The organism is Xanthobacter sp. 91 (assembly GCF_000702385.1).
Lineage (GTDB): Bacteria > Pseudomonadota > Alphaproteobacteria > Rhizobiales > Xanthobacteraceae > Xanthobacter > Xanthobacter aminoxidans.
In genome coordinates this window covers 1,572,197-1,596,627 of record NZ_JNIB01000001.1, presented here as the reverse complement: position 1 = coordinate 1,596,627, position 24,431 = coordinate 1,572,197, and the positions used below count along the sequence as shown (strand labels likewise).

The following is a 24,431-nucleotide window of genomic DNA, read 5'->3' as shown; positions in this document are numbered from 1 at the left end:
AAACAGATCAAGAACGGGCGGTTTCCGGTGTGGGGAGGCCGGACGGGGGACATGCTTCAGGCTTCGGTCGTCATCTTCGTGGCTCTGGCCTATATCGGCCTGCTGTTCGCCATCGCGAGCTATGGCGACCGGCTGCGCCCCGGCGCGGGCCGCACGCCGCGGCCGATGATCTATTCCCTGTCGCTGGCGGTCTACTGCACCTCCTGGACGTTCTTCGGCTCGGTGGGCCTCGCCACCACCCAGGGCTTCGACTTCCTCACCATCTATCTCGGCCCCATCATCCTGATGACGGTGGGCGCGCCCCTCTTCCTGCGCGTGGTGCGGCTGGCCAAGGCCAACAACATCACCTCCATCGCCGACTTCATCGCCGCCCGCTACGGCAAGAACCAGGGCATCGCGGCGCTGGTGGCCATCGTCGCCATCATCGCTGCCATCCCCTACATCTCGCTGCAGCTGAAGGCGGTCTCCGCCTCCCTGGTGGCGCTGCTCGGTCATTTCGCAGGGGAGCACGGGCGCGGCACGCTGGTGGGCGACCTCGCGCTGTTCGTCGCCTGCGCCATGGCGGCGTTCGCCATCCTGTTCGGCACCCGCCACACCGACGCCACCGAGCACCAGAACGGGCTGATGCTGGCCATAGCCACGGAATCGCTGGTGAAGCTCGCGGCCTTCCTGGGGGTCGGCCTGCTCGTCACCTTCGTCATCTTCGACGGGCCATTCTCCCTGTTCTACGCGGCGCGGGAGGCGAACGCGGTGGCGCCGTTCGAGCGCGGGCTGTCGCTGGAGAACTGGCTCACCATGACCATTCTGTCCGGCGGCGCCTTCATGCTGATGCCGCGGCAGTTCCATGTGGCCGTGGTGGAGAACAAGGGCGAGAGCGAGATCCGCCGCGCCCGCTGGCTGTTCCCGCTCTATCTCGTGCTCATCAACCTGTTCGTGGTGCCGCTGGCGCTGGCGGGTATGACGCTGTTTCCGCTCAATCTGGTGGACAGCGATGTCTATGTGCTCGCCGTGCCGCTCGCCGCCGGCTTCGACAGCCTTGCCCTCCTCGCCTTCGTCGGCGGCCTCTCGGCGGCCACCGCCATGGTCATCGTGGAGTGCGTGGCCATCGCCATCATGGTCTCCAACGACCTGGTGATGCCGCTGCTGCTGCGCCGGCGCGCCGCCAGATCGGCGGACCTGCCAGAGGGCGAGCCGCGCGAGGACATGACCGGCCTGCTGCTGATGGTACGGCGCATCTCCATCTTCGCCATCGTCCTGCTCGCCTATCTTTATTACCGCACCACCGGCGAGGTGCAGCTGGCGCAGATCGGCCTGCTCTCCTTCGCCGCCATCGCGCAGGTGGGGCCGGCCTTCGCCGCCGGGCTGCTCTGGCAGCGCGCCACCGCCGCCGGGGCCATCGCGGGCATCGTGGTGGGCGGGATCACCTGGGCCTATACGCTGATGCTGCCGAGCCTCGCCGAGGCGGGGCTGATCTCCGCCGGCGTGCTGCAGAACGGCCCGTTCGGCATCTCCCTGCTGCGCCCCACGGCGCTGCTCGGCCTCACCGCGGGGCCGCTCGCCCATGGCGTCGCCTGGAGCCTCGGGCTGAACACGCTGGCGCTGGTCATCGTCTCCTTCCTGACCCGGCCTTCGCAGATCGAGCGCACGCAGGCGCGCCTGTTCGCGGGGACGGGCGACCGGCCGCCGGCGCGACCAGCCTTCCTGCGCTGGCGCTCCTCGGTCTCCCTCGGCGAGCTGATGGCGACGGTGGAGCGCTATCTCGGCGCCGAGCGCGCCCGTGCCGCCTTCGACAGCTACGCCCGCCAGCACGGCTTCGCGCTCGACACCCACCGCGAGGCGGATGCGGGCATGGTGCGCCACGCCGAGCATCTGCTCGCCTCGGCGGTGGGCGCGGCCTCCTCCCGCCTCGTGCTCTCGCTGCTGCTGCGCAAACGGGCGGTCTCCACCAAGGCGGCCCTGAAGCTGCTGGACGATGCCTCCGCCGCCATCCAGTACAATCGCGAGCTGCTGCAGAGCGCCATCGACCATGTGCGGCAAGGCATCGCCGTGTTCGACCGCGACCTGCGCCTCGTGTGCTGGAATCGCCAGTTCGGCCAGATGCTGGACCTGCCCGGCGAGTGCTATGCGGTGGGCGTGCCGCTGACCGACATCCTCGCCGCCGCACCGGCCGATGAAGACAGCGTCGACATCGCCCGCCGCGTCACGCGCTATGTGAGCCCCGACCCGGATTTTTCCGAGCGCCTGCACCAGCGCGGCGCGGTGATCGAGGCCCGCTCCGACCCCATGCCGGACGGCGGCATCGCCGTGACTTTCACCGACATCACCGCGAGCGTGGAGGCCGCGCTCGCCCTGGAGCGCGCTAACGAAACGCTGGAGCGGCGCGTGCGCGAGCGCACCGAGGAGCTGGAGCGCCTCAACGGTGCGCTGGAGCTGGCCAAGGCCGAGGCGGATGAGGCGAACCTCTCAAAGACTCGCTTCCTCGCCGCCGCCAGCCACGACATCCTCCAGCCGCTCAACGCCGCCCGCCTCTACGCCACCAGCATGGTGGAGCGGGCCAAGGGATCGGAGGAGGAGCGGCTTGCCGGCAACATCGACGCCTCGCTGGAATCGGTGGAGGAGATCCTCGGCGCGCTGCTCGACATCTCCCGCCTCGACAGCGGCGTCATGCGTCCGGAATTCTCCGCCTTCCGCATCGCCGACGTGCTGAAGCCGCTGGAGACGGAATTCGCCCCGCTGGCGCGGGAGAAGAACCTCGAACTCACCTTCCTGCCCTGCACGCTGGCCGTGCGCTCCGACCGTCGGCTGCTGCGCCGCCTGCTGCAGAACCTCGTCTCCAACGCGGTGAAATACACCCAGCGCGGCCGCATCCTCGTCGGCTGCCGGCGGGTGGGGGGCAAGCTGCGGGTGGAGGTCTACGACACCGGCGTCGGCATTCCGCGCGCCAAGCACAAGCTGGTGTTCCAGGAGTTCCAGCGCCTCGATCAGGGGGCGAAGGCCGCGCGCGGCCTCGGCCTCGGCCTGTCCATCGTCGAGCGTATCGCCCGCGTGCTGGAACATCCGGTGGCGATCCGCTCTACCCCCGGCAAGGGCTCGGCCTTCACGGTGGAGCTGCCGGTGGCCGTCTCCATGCCGGAGGAGCGCGAGGCAGCGCCCAGCCCCGCCCGACGCGGCGCGCAGCTCGACGGCCTGACCATCCTCGCCATCGACAACGAGCCGACCATCCTCGAGGGCATGCAGATGCTGCTCAGCGGATGGGGGTGCGACGTCATCACCGCCGCCGACGCGCAGGGGGCCATCGAGGCGGTGCGCCACCGTCGCAAGAAGCCCGACGTGGCCCTCGTGGACTACCATCTCGACGGCGGCCACGGCATCGAGGCGATCATGTCGCTGAGGTGGAAACTGGGGAAAATACCCGCCGTTCTCATCACCGCCGACCGCTCCAAGAAGGTGCGCGACGCGGCCCGCGCGGCGGACATGGAGATCCTCAACAAGCCGCTGAAGCCCGCGGCGCTCCGGGCGATCCTCGCCCACTGGCGCATCGCCCGCGCCGCCGCCGAATAGTCTTTCGCCGGCTTCCAGCGTGCCCTTTGCGCCACGGCGCTCGCGCTTCGCGATTAAGCCCTCGTTCATCCCCATGAACGCCCAATAAACGCCGCCTTCAGCCAGCGTTATGGGGGCGTGCCATAGAAGCACGCCTCCGCGGCATGGAAATGTTAACAGCTCGTTAAGATTTGTAACACTTCCACGCTTAACTCGACGCGCGAATACTTTTGGAGCGTGGCTATGACGATCACGATCAACGTTCCCGTCTTCCCGCTGCGGAAAGAGATCGACGCCCGCAAGCGCCGTCTCCGCTTCCCCCTGAGCTTCTCCTCGCGTGGCTCGAAGGCCGCGGATGAGGCGCCGGCCAATTCCCGCTACACCGAGGCTGGACTCGAATTCGACGTGACCGGCATCGCCCGGCACCCCCGCGGCCCGAAGGGCAACTGACGATTGAGGCCGGCCCACAGGGCCGGTCCGGCTGCGACGCCGGCTTTATGGCGCCGTGCAGCATCATCCGATAAGGTCGCGCCCGAACGGCAACAGCGCGCGGCCAGAAACAAGATGACGGACTTCAATTCCGCCCCGGCAACAGGCGAAGAGACACGCGGCACGGCGGATACCCATTTCGGCTATCGCACGGTGCCCCTCGCCGAGAAGCAGGCGCTGGTGGACGATGTGTTCCACAAGGTGGCGCGGCGCTACGACATCATGAACGATCTCATGTCCGGTGGTCTGCACCGGGCGTGGAAGGATGCGCTGGTGTCCAAGGTGCGGCCGCCGCAGGGCGCGCGGCCCTTCCACCTGCTCGACCTCGCCGGCGGCACGGGCGACGTCTCCTTCCGCGTGGTGGAGGCCGGCGGGCCGGGCACCGACGCCATCGTCGCCGACATCAACACCGACATGCTGGCTGTGGGCCGTGAGCGCGCCGAGAAGCGCGGCCTTGCCGATCGCGTCGCCTTCGAGGAGGCGAATGCCGAGGCGCTGCCCTTCCCGGACATGAGCTTCGATGCCGTGACCATCGCCTTCGGCATCCGCAACGTGCCGCGCATCGATCTCGCCCTCAAGGAGATGCGCCGCGTGCTGAAGCCGGGCGGGCGGGCCTTCGTGCTGGAATTCTCCAAGGTCGACGTGCCGCTGCTGGACAAGGTCTATGACGCCTTCTCCTTCCGCGTGATCCCCGAGATCGGCAAGCGCGTGGCGGGGGATGCGGAGCCCTATCAGTATCTCGTCGAATCCATCCGCCGCTTCCCCACCGCGGAAGCGTTCGCGGGCATGATGCGGGAGGCGGGGTTCGCCCGCGTCACCTTCACCCGCATGACCGGGGGCGTGGTGGCCCTGCACTCGGGCTTCCGCATCTGATGGCGGTTCCCTGCGGCCGGAGGCTTCGGCCATGATCTTCCTTCTCGTCGCCGACGCCTGGCGCCTCGCCCGGGCCGGCTATGTGCTCGCCCGCGAAGGCGTGCTCTCCCTCGTCTCGCCGGCCGCCGCGCCGCCGCTGGCGCGCCCGCTGCTCGATATCGCCAAGCTGATCGCCCGCAAGGATGCCGGCGACCGGCGACAGCGCTTCTCGGCCGCGCTGTCGCGGCTCGGCCCCTCCTATGTGAAGCTCGGCCAGTTCCTCGCCACACGGCCGGACGTGGTGGGCGCCTCGGTGGCGCGCGATCTCGAGGTGCTGCAGGACCGCATGCCGCCGTTCGGGCAGGCCGTGGCTGAGGCGACCGTCGCCGACACGTTCGAGCGGCCGGTGACGGACGTCTTCGCCGTGTTCGGCCCGGCCGTCGCCGCCGCATCCATCGCCGAGGTTCACAAGGCGGAAGTGATCGAGCCGGACGGTGCGCGCCGCGAGGTGGCGGTGAAGGTGCTGCGGCCGGGTGTCAGCCGCCGCTTCGCTTCCGACATGGGCACCTTCCGCCGCATCGCCGCCTTCGCCGAGCACAATTTCGCCGAGGCCCGCCGCCTGCGGCTGGAGACGGTGGTGGACACGCTGGCGCGCTCCGTCTCCATGGAGATGGACCTGCGCCTGGAAGCCGCCGCCTATGCGGAGCTGGCCGAGAACACGCAGGACGACCCGGAAGTCCATGTCCCCCGTGTGGACTGGGACCGCTCCGGCCGCGAGGTGCTGACCACTGAGTGGATCGACGGCATCAAGCTCTCCGACAAGGAAGCCATCATCGCCGCCGGGCATGACCCCAAGGAGATCGCCCGCATCGTCATGCAGACCTTCCTGCGGCAGGCCATGCGCGACGGCTTCTTCCATGCCGACATGCATCCGGGAAACCTGTTCGTGGATGCGCAGGGCCGCCTCGTGGTGGTGGATTGCGGCATCATGGGCCGGCTCGGCGTGAAGGAGCGGCGCTTCCTCGCGGAAATCCTCTACGGCTTCATCACCCGCAACTGGCGGCGCACGGCGGAAGTGCATTTCGAGGCGGGCTACGTGCCCTTCCACCATTCGGTGGACGACTTCGCCCTCGCCATCCGCGCCATCGGCGAGCCGATCCACTCGCGCACCGCCGACCAGATTTCCATGGCGCGCCTGCTGGCGCTGCTGCTGGAAGTGACGGCCCTGTTCGACATGCAGACCCGGCCGGAGCTGCTGCTTCTCCAGAAGACCATGGTGGTGGTGGAGGGCGTCGCCCGCTCGCTCGATCCGCAGCTCGACATGTGGCGCACCGCAAAGCCGGTGGTGGAAGACTGGATCGCCGGCAATCTCGGCCCCGTCGGCCAGTTGAAGCGCGCCGGCTCCGGCCTCGGCGAGATGGGCCATTTCGCCGCGACCCTGCCCGGTCTCCTCACCCGCACCGCCCGCGTGGTGGAGCAACTGGACGAGGCGACGCGCGACGGCATCCGCCTCTCGCCCTCCTCGCTGGAAGGCATCGGCCGCGCCGAGGCGAAGCGCGCCTTCTGGGGCAATCTGGCCCTGTGGGTGATTGCCGCGGCGCTGCTCGGCATCTGGCTTGGCTGACGGGGATACCGACAGCCTGCCTTTGCGGGATGTGAATTCCTGCGTTTCGTGTCGTTCTTTCCGGACGTTCCGGAAACCGCGAATTCTTCCCGGAGACGGGGCAGCTTCTGCGCCGTCTTGAGAACAACTCGCATATTTTTCGCGTATTGCTTTGTCCTTCAAGCAAAACTAAGTCAGGCCTCAAGACGGCTCCGGTCCCGTTCAAGCATGCAGTCCAACGGCTGCTTGCGCAGGGTCAGGAGCCCCGGACCGGCGCCCCGCCCCTCGGCGGGCCGACGTCCACGGGTCAGCAAAGAAGGACTTCTCAAATGGCGAACACGACGGCCGAGCTCGACGCGCTGCTCATGCAGCGCTCGCTGACGGACGCGGAGCTTCTGGCGGCGGCAGACGCCTCCGCCGACTTCCGCATCCTCCCCGATGCCACCGTCATCAAGATCGGCGGCCAGAGCGTGATCGATCGTGGCCGCGCCGCGCTCTATCCCCTCGTGGACGAGATCGTCGCCGCCCGCGCCAAGCACAAGCTCTTGATCGGCACCGGCGCCGGCACCCGCGCGCGCCACCTCTATTCCATCGCGGCCGGCCTCAATTTGCCGGCCGGCGTGCTGTCCCAGCTCGGCGCCTCGGTAGCGGACCAGAACGCCGCCATGCTCGGCCAGCTCCTCGCCAAGCACGGCATCTCCATGGTGGATGGCGCCGGCATGTCCGCCGTGCCGCTCTATCTGGAGCAGGTGAACGGCGTCGTCTTCTCGGGCATGCCGCCCTACGGCCTGTGGACCCGCCCGGCGCCGGTCGGCGTCATCCCGCCCTATCGCACGGACGCGGGCTGCTTCCTCCTCGCGGAGCAGTTCGGCTGCAAGGCCATGATCTATGTGAAGGACGAGAACGGCCTCTTCACCGCCAACCCGAAGACCGACACGTCCGCCACCTTCATCCCGAAGATCTCGGTGGACGAGATGCTCTCGCGCGGCCTTGCCGACTCCATCCTCGAATTCCCCATGCTCGACCTGTTGAAGAAGGCGCGCCATGTGCGCGAGGTCCAGGTGGTCAACGGGCTCGTGCCCGGCAACCTCACCCGCGCCCTCGCCGGCGAGCACGTCGGCACCATCATCACCGCGAGCTGAGAGGCACGATCATGACTGAAGCTTCGACCATCAAGCACGTCGCCTCGCCGCTCGCGAGCCAGACCCTCCTCGACGGCGCGCTGACCCGGCCCGTCGCCGGCGTGCGTCCCATCCGCCTCCTGCCCTGGCTGCAGGTGGTGAAGATCGGCGGCCGGTCCATCATGGACAAGGGCGCCGCGGCGATCCTTCCCATCGTGGAGGAGATCCGCAAGGTGCTGCCCGAGCATCGCCTGCTGATCCTCACCGGCGCCGGGGTGCGCGCCCGCCATCTCTACGGCGTCGGCCTCGACCTCGGCCTGCCGGTGGGCTCGCTCGCCCCGCTCGCCGCCACCGAGGCCGGCCAGAACGGCCACATCCTCGCCTCGCTGCTGGCGCCGGAGGGGGTCTCCTACATCGAGCACCCGACCATCGCGAGCCAGCTCGCCATCCACCTCACGGCCACCCGCGCGGTGGTGGGCAGCGCCTTCCCGCCCTATCATCACCACGAGTTCCCGGGCAGCCGCCTCCCGGTCCACCGGGCCGACACCGGCGCCTTCCTGCTCGCCGATGCGCTGGGCGCGGCCGGCCTCACCATCGTCGAGGACGTGGACGGGGTCTTCACCGCCGATCCCAACGGCGCGGACGGGGCCAAGGCCGAGCTGATCCCCGAGACGAGCTACGCCGAGCTCGCCAAGGCCAACGGCCCGGCGACGCTGCCCTTCGACCGCGCGCTGGTCGAGGTGATGGCCACCGCACGCCACATCGAGCGGGTGCAGGTGGTGAACGGCCTCGTGCCCGGCCGCCTCACCGCCGCCTTGCGCGGCGAGCACGTGGGCACGCTGGTCCACACGGCCGCCCGGCAGGGCTGACCTTCCCGTTCGGCCGCCGGCCGGATGATCGCCCCGACACCGACCCCGCGCGGCCCCGGCTGCGTGGGGTTTTTTGCGTCCGCAAACCGAGGCGGATGGCCATTTTGACCCTGCCGCCGGATGCCGGGATGGACATTTTGTCCAGATCGGATGCGCCTGCTCCTATCAAGTCATTGAAAACCTGAATGTCTCCCCGTTGGCCCCGCCCTTGCTGAGGGAGCGGGGCCACGCGCGGCCCCGGCTGCGCGAAAAGCGTCAAGCCAATTGGCGCGGAAACACCCGTGGAGGAGACATGAGCGTAACCACCTTTGCGCCGCCGCCGTTCCTGAGCCGCGAGCGCACCATCGCCTCCGCCAGCTTCAACCGCTGGCTCGTGCCGCCGGCCGCCCTCGCCATCCATCTGTGCATCGGCATGGCCTATGGCTTCAGCGTGTTCTGGCTGCCGCTGTCGCGCGCCGTGGGCGTCTCCAAGCCCGTGGCCTGCCCGGCCGACATGAGCTTCGTCGCCGGCATTTTCGCCACCTCCTGCGACTGGCAGATCTCCCAGCTCGGCTGGATGTACACCCTGTTCTTCGTGCTGCTCGGCTCCTCCGCCGCCATCTGGGGCGGCTGGCTGGAGACGGCGGGGCCGCGCAAGGCGGGCCTCGTCTCGGCCTTCTGCTGGTGCGGCGGCCTCGTGATCTCGGCGCTGGGCGTCTATCTCCACCAGATCTGGATGCTGTGGATCGGCTCCGGCGTCATCGGCGGCATTGGCCTCGGGCTCGGCTACATCTCGCCGGTCTCCACCCTCATCAAGTGGTTTCCGGACCGGCGCGGCATGGCCACCGGCATGGCCATCATGGGCTTCGGCGGCGGCGCCATGATCGGCGCGCCGCTCGCCAACATGCTGATGCAGCATTTCGCCTCGCCGACCTCGGTGGGCGTGTGGCAGACCTTCCTCGCCATGGCGGCCATCTATTTCGTCTTCATGGTCGGCGGCGCGCTCGGCTATCGGGTGCCGCGCGAAGGCTGGGCGCCCAAGGGCTGGACCCCGCCGGCCGCCTCGGCCAACGCCATGGTCACGCACCGCCATGTCCATCTCGACGTGGCGTGGAAGACCCCCCAGTTCTGGCTGCTGTGGGCGGTGCTCTGCCTGAACGTCTCGGCCGGCATCGGCGTCATCGGCATGGCCTCGCCCATGCTGCAGGAGGTGTTCGGCGGCAGGCTCATCGGCCTCGATCTCACCTTCTCCCAGCTCGACGCGGGCCAGAAGGCGCAGATCGCCGCCATCGCGGCCGGCTTCACCGGGCTTTTGTCCCTGTGCAACATCGGCGGGCGCTTCGCCTGGGCCTCCTTCTCCGACAAGCTCGGGCGGAAGATGACCTATGCGGTGTTCTTCGTGCTGGGCTTCGTTCTCTACGCCTCGATCCCCTCGCTGGCGCACATGGGCTCGGTGGTGCTGTTCGTCGCCGCCTTCTGCATCATCCTGTCCATGTATGGCGGCGGCTTCGCCACCATCCCGGCCTATCTCGCCGACATCTTCGGCACCCACATGGTGGGCGCCATCCACGGGCGGCTGCTCACCGCCTGGGCCACCGCCGGCATCATCGGCCCGGTGCTGGTGAACTATCTGCGCGAATACCAGATCGCCTCGGGCATCCCCCAGCAGGCGGCCTATGACCAGACCATGTACATCCTCTCCGGCCTGCTCGTGGTCGGCCTCGTCGCGAACCTTCTGGTGAAGCCCGTGGCCGAGCACCTCTACATGAAGGACCACGAGCTGAAGAAGAAGGCCGCCGAAGTGGCCCGCGAGGACGCCACCCACGCCGACTTCGAGGACTTCGAGGAAGAGGCGAAGGACGGCCCGCTCGCCGCCTCGGCCCGCTCCTCCACCCCGGTGGCGAGCGGCGCCACGGCGCTGCCCGTGGTGGTGCTCGCCTGGCTGGTGGTGGGCGTGCCTTTGGCCTGGGGCATCTGGATCACCCTGCAGAAGGCGGTGATCCTGTTCCGCTAGAGCGCGATCCGATCAGATTGGAACAATCTGATCGGTGAATCGCCCTCTCACCCGGGAGAGGAGAACGCGTTGTCCGACCAGCTTGCAGTGCAAGCTGGTCGGCGCGTGCTCCGGCCTCCCGGCTCCAGCTGCGTGCCCCGCCCCCGGTCTCCGGGCAGCGGGGCACGCCCTTTTCCGGTTTGCGGAGCCGGCTGATTTGCGCAATGGATGCCGGGAAGAGCAGGCGAGGCGGCCGGGGACCTTGAGGTCACGCCCATCGTCTTTCGCGGACGGCCTTTGTCGCGTGCCGGCGAGGGTCCGAGACGGACGGCCGATTCAAGATGCCCCCTCTGATGCCCCCTTCCATCCCCGACCCCGCCCCACAGGGCGCGCCCGAGGCGTCGTCGGAGGATGTCGCCTTCAGCCCGCACCTCGCCGGCGCCTCCATCCTGGTGGTGGACGACGAGCCGGGGATGCGGAACTTCCTGGTGCGGATGCTCCAGACGCGCTGCCGCCACGTGGCCGAGGCCCCCGATGTCGCCACCGCCTCGCGGCTCCTGGAGGCGGCGCCGTTCGACCTGATCATCCTCGACAACATCATGGCCGGGCGCACCGGCCTGCAATGGCTGGAGGAACTGCGCGGCTCGGGTTTCTACCGCGACGTGATCCTCATCACCGCCTTCGCGGATCTGGAGACCGCCATCACCGCGCTTAGGGCCGGCGCTGCCGATTTCGTGCTGAAGCCGTTCCGTTCCAACCAGATCCTCAACGCCATCGCCCGCTGCCTCGATCGCGGCCGGCTGATGCGCGAGAATTTCGTGCTCCGCCGCGAACTGAAGGCCATGCCCGGTGCCGCCGCGCCGCTGATGGCCGGCGACAGCGTCTCGACCCGCGCCGTGCGCGCCATGATCGAGCGCGTCGGCCCCATGCCCTCCACCGTGCTCATCACCGGGGAATCCGGCACCGGCAAGGAAGTCACCGCCCGCGCCCTGCACGCCGTCTCGGCCCGCGCGGCCAAGCCGTTCGTGCCGGTGAATTGCGCGGCCATCGCGCCGGAGATCATCGAGAGCGAGCTGTTCGGCCACCTCAAGGGCGCCTTCACCGGCGCCGCCTCCTCCCGCGAGGGGCTGTTCTTCTATGCCCAGGGCGGCACGCTCTTCCTCGACGAGGTGGGCGAGCTGCCGCCCGCCATGCAGTCGAAGCTGCTGCGGGTGATCGAGGATCGCAAGGTCCGCCCGGTGGGGGCGGAGCGGGAAGTCCCGGTGGACGTGCGCCTCGTCGCCGCCACCAACGCCAACCTCACCGCGCAGGTGGCGGCGGGACGCTTCCGGCAGGATCTCTATTACCGGCTCAATGTGGTGAACATCCACCTCGCGCCCCTGCGCGAGCGGCCGGAGGACGTGGCGCCGCTCGCCCATCTGTTCATCGCCGAACTGAGCGCCCGGCTCGGCGTGCCGCCCCTCGACCTCACCGAGCCGGTGCTCGCCTTCCTCACGCGCTATCCCTGGCCCGGCAACGTGCGTGAGCTGCGCAACGTGATCGAGCGCTCGCTGATCCTCGGCGACTTCCCGCGCGACGTGGTGCCCGAGGGCGTCGACGAGGAGGACGCGCCCGGCTCCGCCCTCGACGCGGTGGAGAAGGCGCACATGCTGAAGGTGCTGGCCGAGGCCGGCGGCAACCGGGCCGAAGCGGCGCGCCGCCTCAAGGTCTCGCGCAAGACGCTGGACCGCAAACTGAAGGCCTGGAATGGCTGAGGCTGTGCGCAAAGCCACCGATGCGCCGCGGGGCGTCCTCGCCCGATTGCGCTCGGTGCGCATGCGGCTCCTCGCCATCGCGCTTCTGCCCACCCTCATCATCCTGCCGGCGGTGCTGGCGCTGGTGGTCACCTGGTGGACGCGGCAGTTCGACCGGCTTCTCATCTCCAAGGTCAACGGCGACCTCACCATCGCCCGCCAGTATCTCGACCGGCTGCGCGAGCGCTCCGACGAGACGCTGCACGCCCTGGGGGATTCGGTGGCCTTCGCCCGCGTCACCGGGGCCGGCGACAACGCGGCGCTCGCCGACTTTCTCGATACGCGGCGCAAGGCGATGGGGCTCGATTTCCTCTATCTCATCGATGCCGATGGCCACAGCCTTGCCGCCGCGCCGGCCGGTGCCGCGCGCGAGGCGAGCGCGATGTGGCCGGTGGAGCGCCGGGCGCTCGCCGGCACCGCCTCCACCGAGATCGACATCTTCGGCCCGCAGGAGCTGGAACGGCTCTCGCCGCAACTGGCGGCGCGCGCCCACATCGCCCTCGTGCCCACCCCCGGCGCGGTTCCGACCAGCCGGGAGGCGGAGGACAGGGGCATGGTGGTGCAGTCCGGCACCCCGGTGGAGATGCCGGGCGGCGCGCGGGCGGCGCTGGTGGGCGGCGTGCTGCTCAACCAGAACCTCGACTTCATCGACACCATCAACGACCTCGTCTACCGCCCCGGCAGCCTGCCCGAGGGCTCGGCCGGCACCGCCACCCTGTTCGTGGACGACGTGCGCGTCTCCACCAACGTGCGCCTGTTCGAGGGGCGGAGGGCGCTGGGCACCCGCGTGTCGCAGGAGGTGCGCAACGCTGTGCTCGGCGAGGGGCGGGTGTGGCTCGACCGGGCCTTCGTGGTCAGCGACTGGTACATCTCGGCCTACGAGCCGGTGGTGGACAGCCACGGCAAGCGCATCGGCATGCTCTATGTGGGCTTTCTGGAAGCGCCGTTCCTCGCGCTCAAGCGGACGAGCCTTGCCGCCGTGGCGGTGGGCTTCCTGCTGGTGGCCATGGTGGCCATTCCCGTGCTGCTGCGCTGGGCGGCGGCCATCTTCCGGCCGCTGGAGGCGATGAACGCCACCATCTCGGCGGTGGAGGGCGGCGCCCTGTCCGCCCGCACCGGCGTTGCCGCGACCTCGGACGAGATCGGCCGCGTCGCCCATCATCTCGACGACATGCTGGACCTCCTGCAGGAGCGCGACGCGGAGCTGCGCCGGTGGACCGAAGAACTGGACCGCCGCGTCGCCGAGCGCACCCGCGAGCTGGAAGACGCCAACGCCGAGCTGGCCGCCACCCAGCGCCAGCTCGTCATGTCCGAGAAGCTCGCCGCCATCGGCGAGATCACGGCCGGCGTCGCCCACGAGATCAACAATCCGGTGGCGGTCATCCAGGGCAATCTGGATGTGGCGCGCGACGTGCTGGGGAGCGCGGCGGGGCCGGTGAAGACCGAGTTCAACCTCATCGACCAGCAGGTCCACCGCATCAACGTGATCGTCTCGAAGCTGTTGCAGTTCGCGCGCCCCGCCGAATTCGCCGGGCATCTCGATCCGGTGGCGCCGGGCGAGGTGGTGGGCGATGCGCTGCTGCTGGTGCAGCACCTGCTCTCGCGCAGCGAAATCCTCGTCGCCCGCACCGACGGCGCCACGCGGCTCGTGATGATGAACCGGGTGGAATTGCAGCAGGTGCTCATCAATCTGATGGTCAACGCCGTCCACGCCATGCCCCAGGGCGGCACCCTCACCGTCACCACGCGGGACGAGACGCGCGGGCGGCAGCCGGGCGTCGGCATCGAGGTGGCGGACACCGGCACGGGCATCCCAGAGGAGCGGATCGGCCGCGTCTTCGATCCCTTCTTCACCACCAAGCCGCAGGGCGGCACCGGGCTCGGCCTCTCCATCAGCTACACGCTCATCGAGCGCGCGGGCGGGACCATGGCGGTGGAAAGCCCGCCGGGATCGGGCGCCGTCTTCTCCATCTGGCTGCCGGAGGCCGGGAGCGCGGCGGAAGAGGGCGCGCATTCCGCCTGAATTTCAGGCGAGCCCAACAAATGAGCGTTGTGGAGGCTCCGGGACCCTTGCGCCGCGGGTGGGGCGTTCGTACCGTTCGTATATAACAGCCAGCAGGTGCCCGCCATGAAGTGGGATAAGGGCAACACGCCCATCATGCCGCGCATCGTGCCCGGCACCATGATCCGCCTCCTGCCGCCATGGCAGAAGACGGCGCAGAAGCGCGCCAACCCGCTGCGGCCCGGTGGCCCGGCCCTGCGCGTGATCGAGACGGAGCGGCCGGAGGCCGGGACGGCCGAAGCCGAGGCCCTTGTGCCGGAGAAGAAGCCATGAGCGAGGTCACCGAGCGGCCGACAACCGACTTCGCCGGCTATGCCTTCACCCCCGCCGAGGTCGCACCGGCCCGCCCCGGCCTCTTCATCCTCACCCGCGCCGTCGCCGGCCGGCCCGTGCCGCTCTATGTGGGCGAGGGGGAGGACATGGCCGCGGCGCTGGGTGCCTTCCGTGCGGCGAACCCGAAGGAGGCGGGCGTCGCGGACGGCCTCTTCGTGCTCGACCGCCCCATGGCGCGGGTGCGCCAGCACACCCTGCGCGACATCGTTTCCCGCTTCGATCCGCCGCTGAACATCGCGCACCGCAAGGCCCCGGCCGCGCCGGAGCTGGCGGCGCTGGTGGAAGATCGCGGCGCGTCGCTCGGCGGGCTGAACGAGCAGCCGGGCGCGTCGCTCTCCGTCACCGAGGATGATCTCAAAAAGCTGGTGGAACGCTTCTACGGCCGCGCGGCCGCCGACCCGCTGCTTGGCCCGGTCTTCGCCCGCGCCATTCCGGACTGGGAAGGCCATTACCAGATCGTGCAGAACTTCTGGTCGCGCACCCTGCTCGGCACGGCGCGCTATTCGGGGATGCCGTTCGCCGCGCACATCCCGCTCCAGCTGAAGCCGGAGCACTTCACCCGCTGGGTGGCGCTGTTCAGGGAGACGGCGGTGGAGGTGCTGGACGATGTGGCGGCGGCGCGGGCCATCGCCAAGGTGGAGCACATGAGCACCTGTTTCCAGGCCGGGCTGTTCCCGCCCGACCTCGGCCCATCTCATGCGCCGGGATCGCACCCGCACGGGGCGTACCCGCAGGTCGGGTAAGGCTCAGCCCTGCGCGAAGCGGCGGAACTGCTTCACCACCTCCACATAGACATCGCGCTTGAAGGGGATGATGAGGTCGACCACTGCGTCGATCTCTTCCCACCGCCAGTCCATGAATTCCGGCTTGTGCTTGCCGCCGCCGGGACGAAGGATGTTGATCTCGGCATCGGCGCCGGTGAAGCGCAGCGCGTACCATTTCTGCGTCTGGCCCCGGTAGCGGCCCTTCCAGGCCTCGCCGGCGATGCGGCCGGGGAGGTCGTAGGAGAGCCACTCTTCCACTTCGCCAAGCCTGGTCACCGAGCGGATCGAGGTTTCCTCGTAAAGCTCGCGCAAGGCGGCGGCATAGGGCTCCTCGCCCTTGTCGATGCCGCCCTGGGGCATCTGCCAGGAATGGGTGGCGTCCACATGCTCCGGTCCGCCGAGGCGCCGGCCCACGAACACCTTGCCGGCGGCGTTGAACACGGCGAGGCCCACGCAGGGGCGATAGGGCATGTCTTCGTGCTTGTCGTGCTTATCGTGCTTCTTCGACATGGCGGCGGCCTTGATGGAATGACATGCCCCCTGATACGCGCCCCGCCGCATCGCGCAAGATGCGGCGGGCGCAAGTTCAGGCAGGCGGCCCTCCGGACGCAACGTCAGTGCGCGGCGCGATGCCGGGGAAGGGCGGTGGAGCCCCAGGCGCGGATGGAGGCCCAGGTGCGCCGTTCCAGCTGGAACTGGTCCACCGGCACGGAGGCGCGCAGCGCCTTCACGCGGCACAGGCCGACGCCGGACCACTGGAAGCCGCACTTCTCCAGCACCCGGCGCGACGCCGGATTGACCACGCGGGCGGAGCCGAGGAGGAGCGAGACATCGGTCTCGGAGAAGGCATAGTCGATGACGGCGCGCACGGCTTCGGTGGCGATGCCGCGGCCCCAGAAGGCTTCGCCGACCCAGTAGCCGAGTTCCGGCGCGGGCTCAGGCGGGCGGCGGCCATAGCTGACCATGCCGGCGAAGGCCATGCGGCCCTCGCCCTTGAGGAAGACGCCGAAGGTGGCGGCATCGGGCACGGCGGCGAGCGTCTCGACGAAGGCGTGGGCGTCGGAGGGCTTGTAGGGGAACGGCAGGTTCGCGGTCATCTCCGCGATCCGGCGGTTGTTGGCGAGCTCCGCGACGGCAGCAACGTCCTCGATATGCGGCGCGCGGAGCACGAGCCGCTCGGTTTCGAGGACGGGGATACAGCTCTCCGCGAGCGGCACTCCGGACTGGGATTCGCACAAAGTCATGGCGGGCTCCTCAAGGGCACAAACGAAAACCGGGGAGAGGGTTGTCCCGTCTCCCCGGTTCGTGTCTGAGCGTTGAGAGGCCTGCTCAGGCGCCCACCGGATCAACGAGACCGGCGGGATCCTGCATTTATCAGGTCTCGCCGTTTATTCGGCCGCCTCGGCGGCGGCAGGAACGACCGATACGTAGGTGCGGTCGTTGGCTTTGGTGCGGAAGGCCACTTTGCCTTCGATAAGCGCGAAGAGGGTATGGTCCTTGCCCATGCCCACGTTCGTGCCGGGATGCCATTTGGTGCCGCGCTGGCGCACGATGATGTTGCCCGGAATGACGTCCTGGCCGCCGAAGCGCTTCACGCCAAGACGACGACCGTCGGAATCGCGACCGTTACGGGACGAGCCGCCTGCCTTTTTATGAGCCATTGTTGCTCTCCTCGTTCTCGATCAGGCGCCGACGCCGGCGGCGTCGGCCTTGACGGTCTCGCCCAGGCCGGAAATCTCGGTGATGCGCACGACGGTGAGGTCGGCGCGGAAGCCACGCTTGCGGCGGGAATTCTGCCGGCGGCGCTTCTTGAAGGCGATCACCTTGTCGCCGCGGGTGTGCTCGACGATCTCGCCGGTCACGGTGGCGCCGTCCACATGGGGCGCGCCGATGGCGACGGAGGCGCCGCTCAGCATCAGCACCGGGAAGGTGAAGACGGAGCCGACCTCGGCGTCGAGGTGGTCGATGGTGATCTTGTCGGCGGCGGCAACGCGATACTGCTTGCCGTTTGCCTTGATGACCGCGAACATTCTTGTCTCGCTTTCGTGTTCAGCCGCGCCTCAAGGACGGGCTTCTTCGGTCGGTTTTTCGGGATGCAGGCCCATTGGCCCACGCGAAGGTGGTCCGATATACGCCACGCCCGGAAAAGTCAACGCCACTGGCCTTTGCGAGACGGGGCGAAGCCGCGTGACGCCGCCGCCATCTCCCCCCTGCTCCTTGGCGGCGGCTACCGCGCCGCAGCGCCTGCGGTCCGTGCGGTTCCAGCCCTCACACGATCGCCGCGGCGGCCCGTTTCAGCGCGTCGGCGTCCATGGGCAGCAGGACGGCGTCCGCCCGCTTCAGCACGTCGGCGAGGCGCGTGCGGGCGGCGGTGGCAAGGTCGGGGTCATCGATCTGCGCCAGCGACCCCAGGGCGGCCACGAGCCTGAGCCCCACCTCCACCTGCCCGGCCCCGTCGCGGGCAATCGGCCGGAAGGCGTCTTCCAGCATGTCGTCCATCGACAGCGCGGGAATGGTGACGTTCGTCACGGCATCCTGGAAGGGCAGGTTGCGGGCCGCACGCCAGCCCCAGAGCAGCCGTGTGAGAGTCCCGCTCACGTCGATGGCGGTGCCGGGGTCGTTGACGCCCGGAGACAGGGCCTTTGACGCGATCTCCGCGAGCACCACCATGCCAAACCGTGGGTCCTGCTCGAAGCTGCGGACGTCGCCGATGGTGATGGCCTGCCGCAGCGCATCCGCCAGCGCGTCGTCGGGCGGCGCATCGAACACCGCAAGGGGACGGACCGGATCGACGAAGGCGCCCGGTCGCACGGCCACATGGCACGTCACGCCTTCCGGCACAGCCGCCGAAAGCTGTCCCACATCCATATGCTGCACGTAGCCGATGGCCGTCGCGAAGACCGGATAGCCGGCCGGCGGCGGTGCGGTGCGGACGGTTGCGCCGAGGCCGGGCCGGCGCGCGAAATCCTTCAGCGCCGCCGCGGTCGCCTGCTCGGTCCGGTCGATGATCTCGCCCATGCGCCCGAGCCGCGACACCCGGTCGATCCAGCGCAGCAGCGTGCCGACGACGACGGCGATGAGCACCACCGTCGCGGCGAAGAGCAGCAGCCGGCCGGCATCGGAATAGACGCCGCCCACGCCCCCCACCAGCGCCACGATGGAGAACAGGAACGCGCCCACGAAGACGCTCAGCGTGCGCTGGAGGGCCGCGTCCTCGATGAGGAGGGAGGTCGCGCGCGGCGTCGCCGCCTGTGCCGCGGCCGAGAGGACCGAGACGATGGCGGACAGGCTGAACGTGACCACCGCCAGCATGCTGGAGGCCAGCACGGTGAGCACTGGCTCAAGGCTGTTCGAGGCGAAGGTGAGGTAGCCCGGCAGCGCGTATCCCGATGGCAGGGTCGCCGCGACGAGCACCACGGCCACGGCCGTGAGGCTGTAGGCGGTGGGCCAGAACCACAGCCGTGTAATCCAGCGCCGCAGCCGGAAGCGCACGCGATCGGTGAGAAGGCCCATGGCTGTCACCGCGCCCCGTCAAAGCAGGGAATTCGGCCGGGACGACGGGGGAGCCGCCGGGGGTGGGTGCACTGCATAGGACACCAAGCGTGGCCGGGGGGCGCAAGTTCCGATATCGACCGCGCTTTAATCGGACCCCCCCCGCGGAAGGCCCGGCCTCAGCTCACCTCGCTGCGGGGGGCGGATCTTGTCCTCGCATCCATTAACGAACGAAAAATGAAGGAGATTCTCCTCTTTAGAACCCTTGATCACAATTTTTGATATGCATATCATTAAAAATGCAATCAATAGTTGTTCCTGGGGGCGAGGATGCGGATCGAACTGGCGAGGATCGGCGGCGTTTCGGTGATTCAGGACGAGGACGGGAGAGTCCATTGGGAGGCTGGCGGCGCGATTGATGCCGATGGCGCCAATGGCCAGAACGGCGCCAAGTTCGCATATCGGATGGACGACAAAGGTCTCGACGCCCTGAAGAACGCGGGCTGGCCGAGCGGCTCCTGGGACAACGTTCTGTTCGACAGAGGCGACGGACATCCCCTCGCCGACGATGACGGCAACGTCTATTCCAAGACCACCTATGCCTGGAAGGGCCGCGCCATCCCCACGCGATACGTCGATGCAGCGACGGTGCCGTATGTGGTCGTTAATCCCCTGGTGCGCCAGCGGGCGGTGGGGATCGTGATGGGGTGCCGGGCGCTCGTCACGTATAAGGGCAAGAGCGTCGCCGCGGTGGTGGCGGACGTCAGCGGAGCGGCCCGCATCGGGGAATTGTCGATCGCCGCGGCAAAGGCTCTGGGCATCCCCAGTTCGCCCCGAAAAGGCGGCACCGACACGGGGGTTACTTATGAGATGTGGCCCGGCAGCGCAGCGATCATCGATGGTGCGATCTATGAACTCCAGCGGGCATGACCGTAAGGAATAATGTTGGAAGGCGGGAGGCGCTCCAAGGCGCTCTATCCCTCAGCTCGCCTCGCTGCGCAGGGCCATCTTCTCGCGGCGACGCTGGACGGAGGAGGGGATGTTCATGCCCTCCCGGTACTTGGCGACGGTGCGGCGGGCGATGTCGATGCCGTCGTCCTTCAGCTTCTGCACCAGAGTGTCGTCGGAGAGCACGTCCTCCGGCGCCTCGGCCTCGATCAGCGTCTTGATGCGGTGGCGTACCGATTCCGCCGAATGGGCCTCGCCGCCGCCCGAGGCGGAGATGGCGGAGGAGAAGAAGAACTTCATCTCCACCACGCCGCGCGGGGTCGAGATGTACTTGTTGGAGGTCACGCGCGAGACGGTGGATTCGTGCATGCCGATGGCGTCCGCCACCGTGCGCAGGTTGAGCGGGCGCAGGAAGCGCACGCCGTGTAGCAGGAAGGCGTCCTGCTGGCGCACGATCTCGCTCGCCACCTTCAGGATGGTGCGGGCGCGCTGGTCCAGCGAGCGGGTGAGCCAGCTCGCGCTCTGCAGGCAGTCGGCGAGGAAGCTCTTCTCCTCCTGCGACTTGGCGTGCTTCACCACGGTGGCGTGGTAGCTCTGGTTCACCAGAACCCGCGGCAGCGTCTCGGAATTCAGCTCCACGATCCAGGTGCCGTCGGCGCCGGGGCGCACATAGACGTCCGGCACCAGCGGGTGGACGACGCCGGAGCCGAAGGCGAGGCCGGGCTTGGGATCGAGCCGGCGGATCTCGCCGATCATGTCCGCGAGGTCCTCGTTGTCCACGCCGCAGATGCGCTTCAGCGCGTTGCGGTCATGGCGGGCGAGGAGTTCGAGGTTGGCCACCAGCGCCTGCATGGCGGGGTCGAAGCGGTCGCGCTCGCGCAGCTGGATGGCGAGGCATTCGGCGAGGTTGCGGGCGCCGACGCCGGAGGGTTCGAAGGTCTGGATGAGCTTCAGGACGGCTTCCACCTCATCGCGCGGCACGCCGAACTGGCCGGCGAGGAGGTCGAGGTCGCCGGTGAAATAGCCGGTCTCGTCGATGAGGCCGATGACATTGATGCCGATGAGCCGCCGGGCGGGATCGCTCACCGCCACGGAGAGCTGCGCTTCCAGATGGTCGGCCAGCGTGGTCTCGGCGGTCAGGAAAGCTTCGGGATTGTAGTCGTCGCCACGCTCGCCGCCGCCGCTCCATTCGCCCATGGAGGGGCTGGAGGCGGTGGAGCCGCCGCCGGGGGTGCCGCGATCGGCGGGGGCGTCGTCGGGAAAGACGTTGCCGAGGTCGGTGTCGAGGCGGGTCTCCATGGCGGCCCGGCTCTGCTCGTTGTCCTGGCCGGTCCAGTCGCTGGCCGGGGGCGGCTCGCCGTCGAGGCCGCCGCGCGCCATCTCCTCGCCGCGGGTCTCGCGGACCTCCGGCTGCGGCTCGGGTCCGCTCGCCTCGCCCTCGGTGATGCGCTCCAGCAGCGGGTTGCGTTCCAGCTCGGCCTCGACATAGGCCACCAGCTCCATGTTGGAGAGCTGGAGCAGCTTGATGGCCTGCATCAGCTGCGGCGTCATCACCAGCGACTGGCTCTGCCGGAACTCCAGCTTGGGGCTCATCGCCATGATGCTGGCCCCCCGATGTCCATGGCGCGGCGTGTGCTCACAGGCGGAACTCCTCGCCCAGATAGAGCCGCCGCACATCGGGGCTGGAGACGATGGCTTCCGGATCGCCCTCCATCAGCACCGCGCCGGAATGGATGATGTAGGCGCGGTCGATGAGGCCCAGCGTCTCGCGCACATTGTGGTCGGTGATGAGCACGCCGATGCCGCGCGAGGTGAGATGGCGCACCAGCGCCTGGATGTCGCCCACCGCGATGGGGTCGATGCCGGCGAACGGCTCGTCCAGCAGCATGAAGGCCGGCTTGGTGGCGAGCGCGCGGGCGATCTCGAGGCGCCGCCGCTCGCCGCCCGACAGGGCGATGGAGGGCGACTTGCGCACATGGGTGATCTTGAATTCTTCGAGCAGCGCCTCGGTCTCCTCGCGGCGGCGGGCCCGGTTGGGCTCCGACACCTGGAGGACGCCCATGATGTTGTCCTCCACCGAGAGGCCCCGGAAGATGGAGGCTTCCTGCGGCAGGTAGCCGACGCCGAGGCGGGCGCGGCGATACATGGGCAGGGGCGTGATGTCGTGGCCGTCCAGCTCGATGCGGCCGGCATCGGCCTTCACCAGGCCCGTCACCATGTAGAAGCAGGTGGTCTTGCCGGCGCCGTTGGGGCCGAGCAGGCCCACCGCCTCGCCGCGGCGGACGTTCATGCTCACGTCCTTCACCACCTTGCGGCCGCCATAGGACTTGGCGAGGCCGAAGGCGGCCAGCGCCCCGGTGGAATTGAAGGGCAGCGCATCCCGCCCGTCGCCGGGATAGGATGCGGGATAGTGGTCGCCCGCATCGGCGTCGTCGCCATAGGCGGCGTCCGGCGGCATGTAGGCACGGTGGCGGGGGTCCGGCGCGGCGCGGGCGGGCGTCTCGTAGCCCGCATCATATCCCGCATCGCTGCGCGGATCGTCCTCTTCCCACTCGCGGGAATCCTGATCGCCCGCAGGGAGCGGAATGCCATCCGTCTGGCGGGGATCGTGTTCGCGGGGGTCGTACTGGCGCGCATCCTGCTCGCCACGGGCGCTGCCCGAGACGGACTTTCCCCCCGACTTCGAGTCTCCCGACTTCGACTTGCCGAACATGGACAGGACGTTCAACGCGACCTCCGGAAAACCCGGCCCCCAGATTGGAAGGTTTAGAACGTCCCAGCCGGGGATGCAACGCCTCCATGCAAGAGGCGGGCCGATTTCAGGGGCGAGAGTTCGCAGGTCTCGCGGAAATGGGAATAGTCAATTGAAACAAAAGAGAAATAATTTAACTTGACAGACGCATGAAGGCTGCAAAAGGCGGCCGCAGGGCCGCCTCGGCCGGTCAGCGCTTGGGGGGCTGTTGGCCGCCCTGTTCGGTCTTGGGCTTGTCCGCCTCCTTCAGGCTGCCCGGGACGATGAGGCTCTCCACCCGGCCGCCCTCGAACTTGGACACGCCGCTGACGAGATCCACCACCAGCTTCTGGCCGCGGATGACGTTGGGGCCCTGGGTCAGCACCACCGGCTTGCCCACCATGGTGACGGTGTTGGTCTTCATGTCGAAGACGCCGCTGTCGCCGGTGGCGGTCTGCTCCTTGGTCTTCACCACCACGCCGCCGGTGGCCTCCAGCTTCTTGATCTGGCCCTTCTGGGCCGGATCGGTGCCCGTCTGCGGGGTGCCGCCGGCCTGCTCGTTCATCGAGCCCTCGTAATAGACGAGGAGGTCCTTGGAGCGGAGCGTGGTGTCGCCCTGCGTCACCAGCACGTTGCCGGAGAAGACGGCGACCTTGTCCTTGTCGCGCACCTCCAGCCCGTCGGCATTGATGCGCACGGGCTGGTCGCGGTTGCGGGCGAAGCCCTGCAGCGCGTTGGGCACGCTGGTGCTGGGCGCCTGCGCGGCCACAGGACCGGCGACGAGAAGGGCCGCCAGCGCGAGAATGCAGGCGGGTGCGAGGCTCGAAACCGGGAGGCGGACCTTGAGGGCCTTCGCATGACACATCATTGAGCAGGGACCGGGCGTCGCGGGGGAAGGGGCGCCGGCACCAGCGCCGGGGCCGCGGAAGAGGGCGCAGGCGAAACGGTGATGGTTCCGGTAGTTGCGGGCGCTGCCGGCGCTGCATGGACGGCGGAAGCGGGCGTCGCATCGGCGGCGTGGGTGGGGGCAGCCGAATTGGCGCCCGCCGCACTGTTTCCTGCCGCGTTGGCGCCGTCCGGCTTCTGGCCGGGCAGGTTGCTCATGCGGAAATCGAGCTGCACATGGCCCTGGAACAGGGCGCGCGCGCCGCGGTCGGTCACGTCCAGTCGGTCGGCCACCAGCTTGCCGTCGAGATAGGTGAAGACCACGGGATGGGCGGTGGCGATGGTGCCGGCCTTGATGTCCACGTCGGCGTCTTCCAGCTTGCCGCCGTAGCCGCCGTTCATGGCGAGGTCCACGCCGTCGCCGAGCGTGATGAACTGCTTCTTGGTGTCGAAGCTGCCGGTCTTGGCGTTGACGCTGGCCCAGCCCTTGTCGGCCAGCTCCAGGCGCGCCTCGATGTCGGACAGCTCGATCACGTCCGGCCGGGTGAGATCCTGCACTGCCGTTTTGGCGGTAATACGGTAGCCGCGATTGTCGTCGGTGAAGCCGGAGAGCTTGGGCAGTTCCATAGTCAGGCGCGAGCCCGACAGGGTCAGGTGGCCGATGTCGAACGGCAGGTCGATGGAGAGCTTCAGCCGGGACAGGATGGACACCGCGCCGATGCCGAGGACGGCGACGATGATGGTGACGGGCACCAGCCGCTTGATCCAGCGCACGCGTGCGCTGTGCCGCCGCGCCTTGGTGAAGTCCGGCGGGGGCGGCGGGGTGAAGGCTTCGGCCTCCCGCGCATCGAAATCGTGTGGCGGCACGTGTCGGTTCATGGCCCTGTTCCGGCGGCGGGCCTGCCCCGCTGGCGCCTGTTCTCGGCTGCACGCCCCCTCACGCGGGCGTCCGGCGCGTCGCCCCACGCGCGGGGCCC

At 68.9% G+C, this 24,431-nt stretch carries 21 protein-coding genes; 12 read left to right on the top strand and 9 right to left on the bottom strand.

Translation table 11 applies throughout. The annotated features are described in order from the left end of the window. The first annotated feature begins 51 nt into the window (after positions 1-51). From A37E_RS0107640 to A37E_RS0107590, 11 genes are all read left to right on the top strand, one after another. Positions 52-3,561, top strand: coding sequence for a PAS domain-containing hybrid sensor histidine kinase/response regulator (locus tag A37E_RS0107640; RefSeq protein WP_029556060.1), 3,510 nt, complete (start codon positions 52-54; stop codon positions 3,559-3,561). Between the two features lie 222 nt (positions 3,562-3,783). Then, entirely contained in the window at positions 3,784-3,990 is a 207-nt protein-coding gene (locus tag A37E_RS0107635; RefSeq protein WP_029556059.1) for a hypothetical protein, read from the top strand. 114 nt (positions 3,991-4,104) lie between these two features. Beyond that, a complete protein-coding gene (gene ubiE / locus A37E_RS0107630; protein ID WP_051678866.1) occupies positions 4,105-4,902 on the top strand; it encodes a bifunctional demethylmenaquinone methyltransferase/2-methoxy-6-polyprenyl-1,4-benzoquinol methylase UbiE in 798 nt (265 codons plus the stop codon). 31 nt (positions 4,903-4,933) lie between these two features. After that, positions 4,934-6,505 (top strand): 2-polyprenylphenol 6-hydroxylase, encoded by a 1,572-nt coding sequence (gene ubiB, locus A37E_RS0107625; RefSeq protein ID WP_029556057.1) that lies wholly within the window; start codon positions 4,934-4,936, stop codon positions 6,503-6,505. Positions 6,506-6,813: 308 nt separating this feature from the next. Next, complete coding sequence (locus A37E_RS0107620; RefSeq protein ID WP_029556056.1) at positions 6,814-7,626, top strand: uridine kinase; 813 nt, start codon at positions 6,814-6,816, stop codon at positions 7,624-7,626. An 11-nt stretch (positions 7,627-7,637) separates the two neighbouring features. Beyond that, on the top strand, positions 7,638-8,474 hold the full coding sequence (locus A37E_RS0107615; RefSeq protein ID WP_024276836.1) for a molybdenum storage protein subunit alpha: 837 nt from the start codon (positions 7,638-7,640) through the stop codon (positions 8,472-8,474). A 292-nt stretch (positions 8,475-8,766) separates the two neighbouring features. Further along, entirely contained in the window at positions 8,767-10,467 is a 1,701-nt protein-coding gene (locus tag A37E_RS0107610) for an OFA family MFS transporter (protein ID WP_029556055.1), read from the top strand. Between the two features lie 332 nt (positions 10,468-10,799). Beyond that, positions 10,800-12,200, top strand: a complete 1,401-nt coding sequence (locus tag A37E_RS0107605) for a sigma-54 dependent transcriptional regulator (protein ID WP_051678865.1) — start codon at positions 10,800-10,802, stop codon at positions 12,198-12,200. Then, the gene (locus A37E_RS0107600) at positions 12,193-14,262 is read left to right on the top strand and encodes a HAMP domain-containing sensor histidine kinase (protein WP_029556053.1); all 2,070 of its coding nucleotides are present in this window, start codon (positions 12,193-12,195) and stop codon (positions 14,260-14,262) included. Before A37E_RS0107605 ends, A37E_RS0107600 begins: the two co-directional genes overlap by 8 nt. A gap of 105 nt (positions 14,263-14,367) precedes the next feature. After that, positions 14,368-14,574: a hypothetical protein gene (locus A37E_RS0107595; RefSeq protein WP_029556052.1), complete on the top strand. Its 207-nt coding sequence runs from the start codon at positions 14,368-14,370 to the stop codon at positions 14,572-14,574. Beyond that, a complete protein-coding gene (locus tag A37E_RS0107590; protein WP_245279286.1) occupies positions 14,571-15,377 on the top strand; it encodes a group III truncated hemoglobin in 807 nt (268 codons plus the stop codon). The genes A37E_RS0107595 and A37E_RS0107590 overlap by 4 nt, the downstream gene beginning before the upstream one ends. A gap of 3 nt (positions 15,378-15,380) precedes the next feature. On the opposite strand, the gene A37E_RS0107585 is transcribed toward A37E_RS0107590, so the two are convergent. The 5 genes from A37E_RS0107585 to A37E_RS0107565 all read right to left on the bottom strand — a co-directional run bounded on the left by A37E_RS0107585 (position 15,381) and on the right by A37E_RS0107565 (position 18,911). Next, positions 15,381-15,908, bottom strand: a complete 528-nt coding sequence (locus A37E_RS0107585) for an RNA pyrophosphohydrolase (protein WP_029556050.1) — start codon at positions 15,906-15,908, stop codon at positions 15,381-15,383. A gap of 104 nt (positions 15,909-16,012) precedes the next feature. Further along, a complete protein-coding gene (locus tag A37E_RS0107580; RefSeq protein WP_029556049.1) occupies positions 16,013-16,642 on the bottom strand; it encodes a GNAT family N-acetyltransferase in 630 nt (209 codons plus the stop codon). 144 nt (positions 16,643-16,786) lie between these two features. Further along, positions 16,787-17,059, bottom strand: coding sequence for a 50S ribosomal protein L27 (rpmA, locus tag A37E_RS0107575; RefSeq protein ID WP_024276844.1), 273 nt, complete (start codon positions 17,057-17,059; stop codon positions 16,787-16,789). A gap of 21 nt (positions 17,060-17,080) precedes the next feature. Next, positions 17,081-17,428 (bottom strand): 50S ribosomal protein L21, encoded by a 348-nt coding sequence (gene rplU, locus A37E_RS0107570; protein WP_029556048.1) that lies wholly within the window; start codon positions 17,426-17,428, stop codon positions 17,081-17,083. A gap of 238 nt (positions 17,429-17,666) precedes the next feature. Next, positions 17,667-18,911 carry a DUF2254 domain-containing protein gene (locus A37E_RS0107565; RefSeq protein WP_029556047.1) on the bottom strand — a complete coding sequence of 415 codons (1,245 nt, stop codon included), beginning with the start codon at positions 18,909-18,911 and terminating at the stop codon, positions 17,667-17,669. A 309-nt stretch (positions 18,912-19,220) separates the two neighbouring features. Here A37E_RS0107565 and A37E_RS0107560 point away from each other — a divergent pair, with 309 nt between their 5' ends. Beyond that, entirely contained in the window at positions 19,221-19,820 is a 600-nt protein-coding gene (locus A37E_RS0107560) for a glycoside hydrolase family 75 protein (protein WP_051678864.1), read from the top strand. A 51-nt stretch (positions 19,821-19,871) separates the two neighbouring features. Here A37E_RS0107560 and rpoN read toward each other — a convergent pair whose 3' ends face one another. The 4 genes from rpoN to A37E_RS25865 form a co-directional block, all read right to left on the bottom strand. After that, complete coding sequence (gene rpoN / locus A37E_RS0107555) at positions 19,872-21,437, bottom strand: RNA polymerase factor sigma-54 (protein WP_029556045.1); 1,566 nt, start codon at positions 21,435-21,437, stop codon at positions 19,872-19,874. 37 nt (positions 21,438-21,474) lie between these two features. Next, positions 21,475-22,566 (bottom strand): LPS export ABC transporter ATP-binding protein, encoded by a 1,092-nt coding sequence (gene lptB, locus A37E_RS0107550; protein WP_245279285.1) that lies wholly within the window; start codon positions 22,564-22,566, stop codon positions 21,475-21,477. Positions 22,567-22,780: 214 nt separating this feature from the next. Then, a complete protein-coding gene (locus tag A37E_RS0107545; protein ID WP_029556043.1) occupies positions 22,781-23,437 on the bottom strand; it encodes an LptA/OstA family protein in 657 nt (218 codons plus the stop codon). Continuing rightward, positions 23,434-24,333, bottom strand: a complete 900-nt coding sequence (locus tag A37E_RS25865) for a hypothetical protein (RefSeq protein ID WP_051678863.1) — start codon at positions 24,331-24,333, stop codon at positions 23,434-23,436. The genes A37E_RS0107545 and A37E_RS25865 overlap by 4 nt, the downstream gene beginning before the upstream one ends. Between the last annotated feature and the right edge of the window lie 98 nt (positions 24,334-24,431).

Coding starts and splice junctions, on each gene's coding strand:
- A37E_RS0107560 (WP_051678864.1), top strand. CDS start 19,221: ATGCGGATCGAACTGGCGAGGATCGGCGGCGTTTCGGTGATTCAGGAC.
- A37E_RS25865 (WP_051678863.1), bottom strand. CDS start 24,333: ATGAACCGACACGTGCCGCCACACGATTTCGATGCGCGGGAGGCCGAA.
- A37E_RS0107600 (WP_029556053.1), top strand. CDS start 12,193: ATGGCTGAGGCTGTGCGCAAAGCCACCGATGCGCCGCGGGGCGTCCTC.
- A37E_RS0107565 (WP_029556047.1), bottom strand. CDS start 18,911: ATGGGCCTTCTCACCGATCGCGTGCGCTTCCGGCTGCGGCGCTGGATT.
- A37E_RS0107610 (WP_029556055.1), top strand. CDS start 8,767: ATGAGCGTAACCACCTTTGCGCCGCCGCCGTTCCTGAGCCGCGAGCGC.
- ubiE (WP_051678866.1), top strand. CDS start 4,105: ATGACGGACTTCAATTCCGCCCCGGCAACAGGCGAAGAGACACGCGGC.
- A37E_RS0107635 (WP_029556059.1), top strand. CDS start 3,784: ATGACGATCACGATCAACGTTCCCGTCTTCCCGCTGCGGAAAGAGATC.
- rpoN (WP_029556045.1), bottom strand. CDS start 21,437: ATGGCGATGAGCCCCAAGCTGGAGTTCCGGCAGAGCCAGTCGCTGGTG.
- A37E_RS0107615 (WP_024276836.1), top strand. CDS start 7,638: ATGACTGAAGCTTCGACCATCAAGCACGTCGCCTCGCCGCTCGCGAGC.
- A37E_RS0107580 (WP_029556049.1), bottom strand. CDS start 16,642: ATGACTTTGTGCGAATCCCAGTCCGGAGTGCCGCTCGCGGAGAGCTGT.
- A37E_RS0107590 (WP_245279286.1), top strand. CDS start 14,571: ATGAGCGAGGTCACCGAGCGGCCGACAACCGACTTCGCCGGCTATGCC.
- A37E_RS0107595 (WP_029556052.1), top strand. CDS start 14,368: ATGAAGTGGGATAAGGGCAACACGCCCATCATGCCGCGCATCGTGCCC.
- rplU (WP_029556048.1), bottom strand. CDS start 17,428: ATGTTCGCGGTCATCAAGGCAAACGGCAAGCAGTATCGCGTTGCCGCC.
- ubiB (WP_029556057.1), top strand. CDS start 4,934: ATGATCTTCCTTCTCGTCGCCGACGCCTGGCGCCTCGCCCGGGCCGGC.
- A37E_RS0107545 (WP_029556043.1), bottom strand. CDS start 23,437: ATGATGTGTCATGCGAAGGCCCTCAAGGTCCGCCTCCCGGTTTCGAGC.
- A37E_RS0107605 (WP_051678865.1), top strand. CDS start 10,800: ATGCCCCCTTCCATCCCCGACCCCGCCCCACAGGGCGCGCCCGAGGCG.
- A37E_RS0107585 (WP_029556050.1), bottom strand. CDS start 15,908: ATGTCGAAGAAGCACGATAAGCACGACAAGCACGAAGACATGCCCTAT.
- rpmA (WP_024276844.1), bottom strand. CDS start 17,059: ATGGCTCATAAAAAGGCAGGCGGCTCGTCCCGTAACGGTCGCGATTCC.
- A37E_RS0107620 (WP_029556056.1), top strand. CDS start 6,814: ATGGCGAACACGACGGCCGAGCTCGACGCGCTGCTCATGCAGCGCTCG.
- A37E_RS0107640 (WP_029556060.1), top strand. CDS start 52: ATGCTTCAGGCTTCGGTCGTCATCTTCGTGGCTCTGGCCTATATCGGC.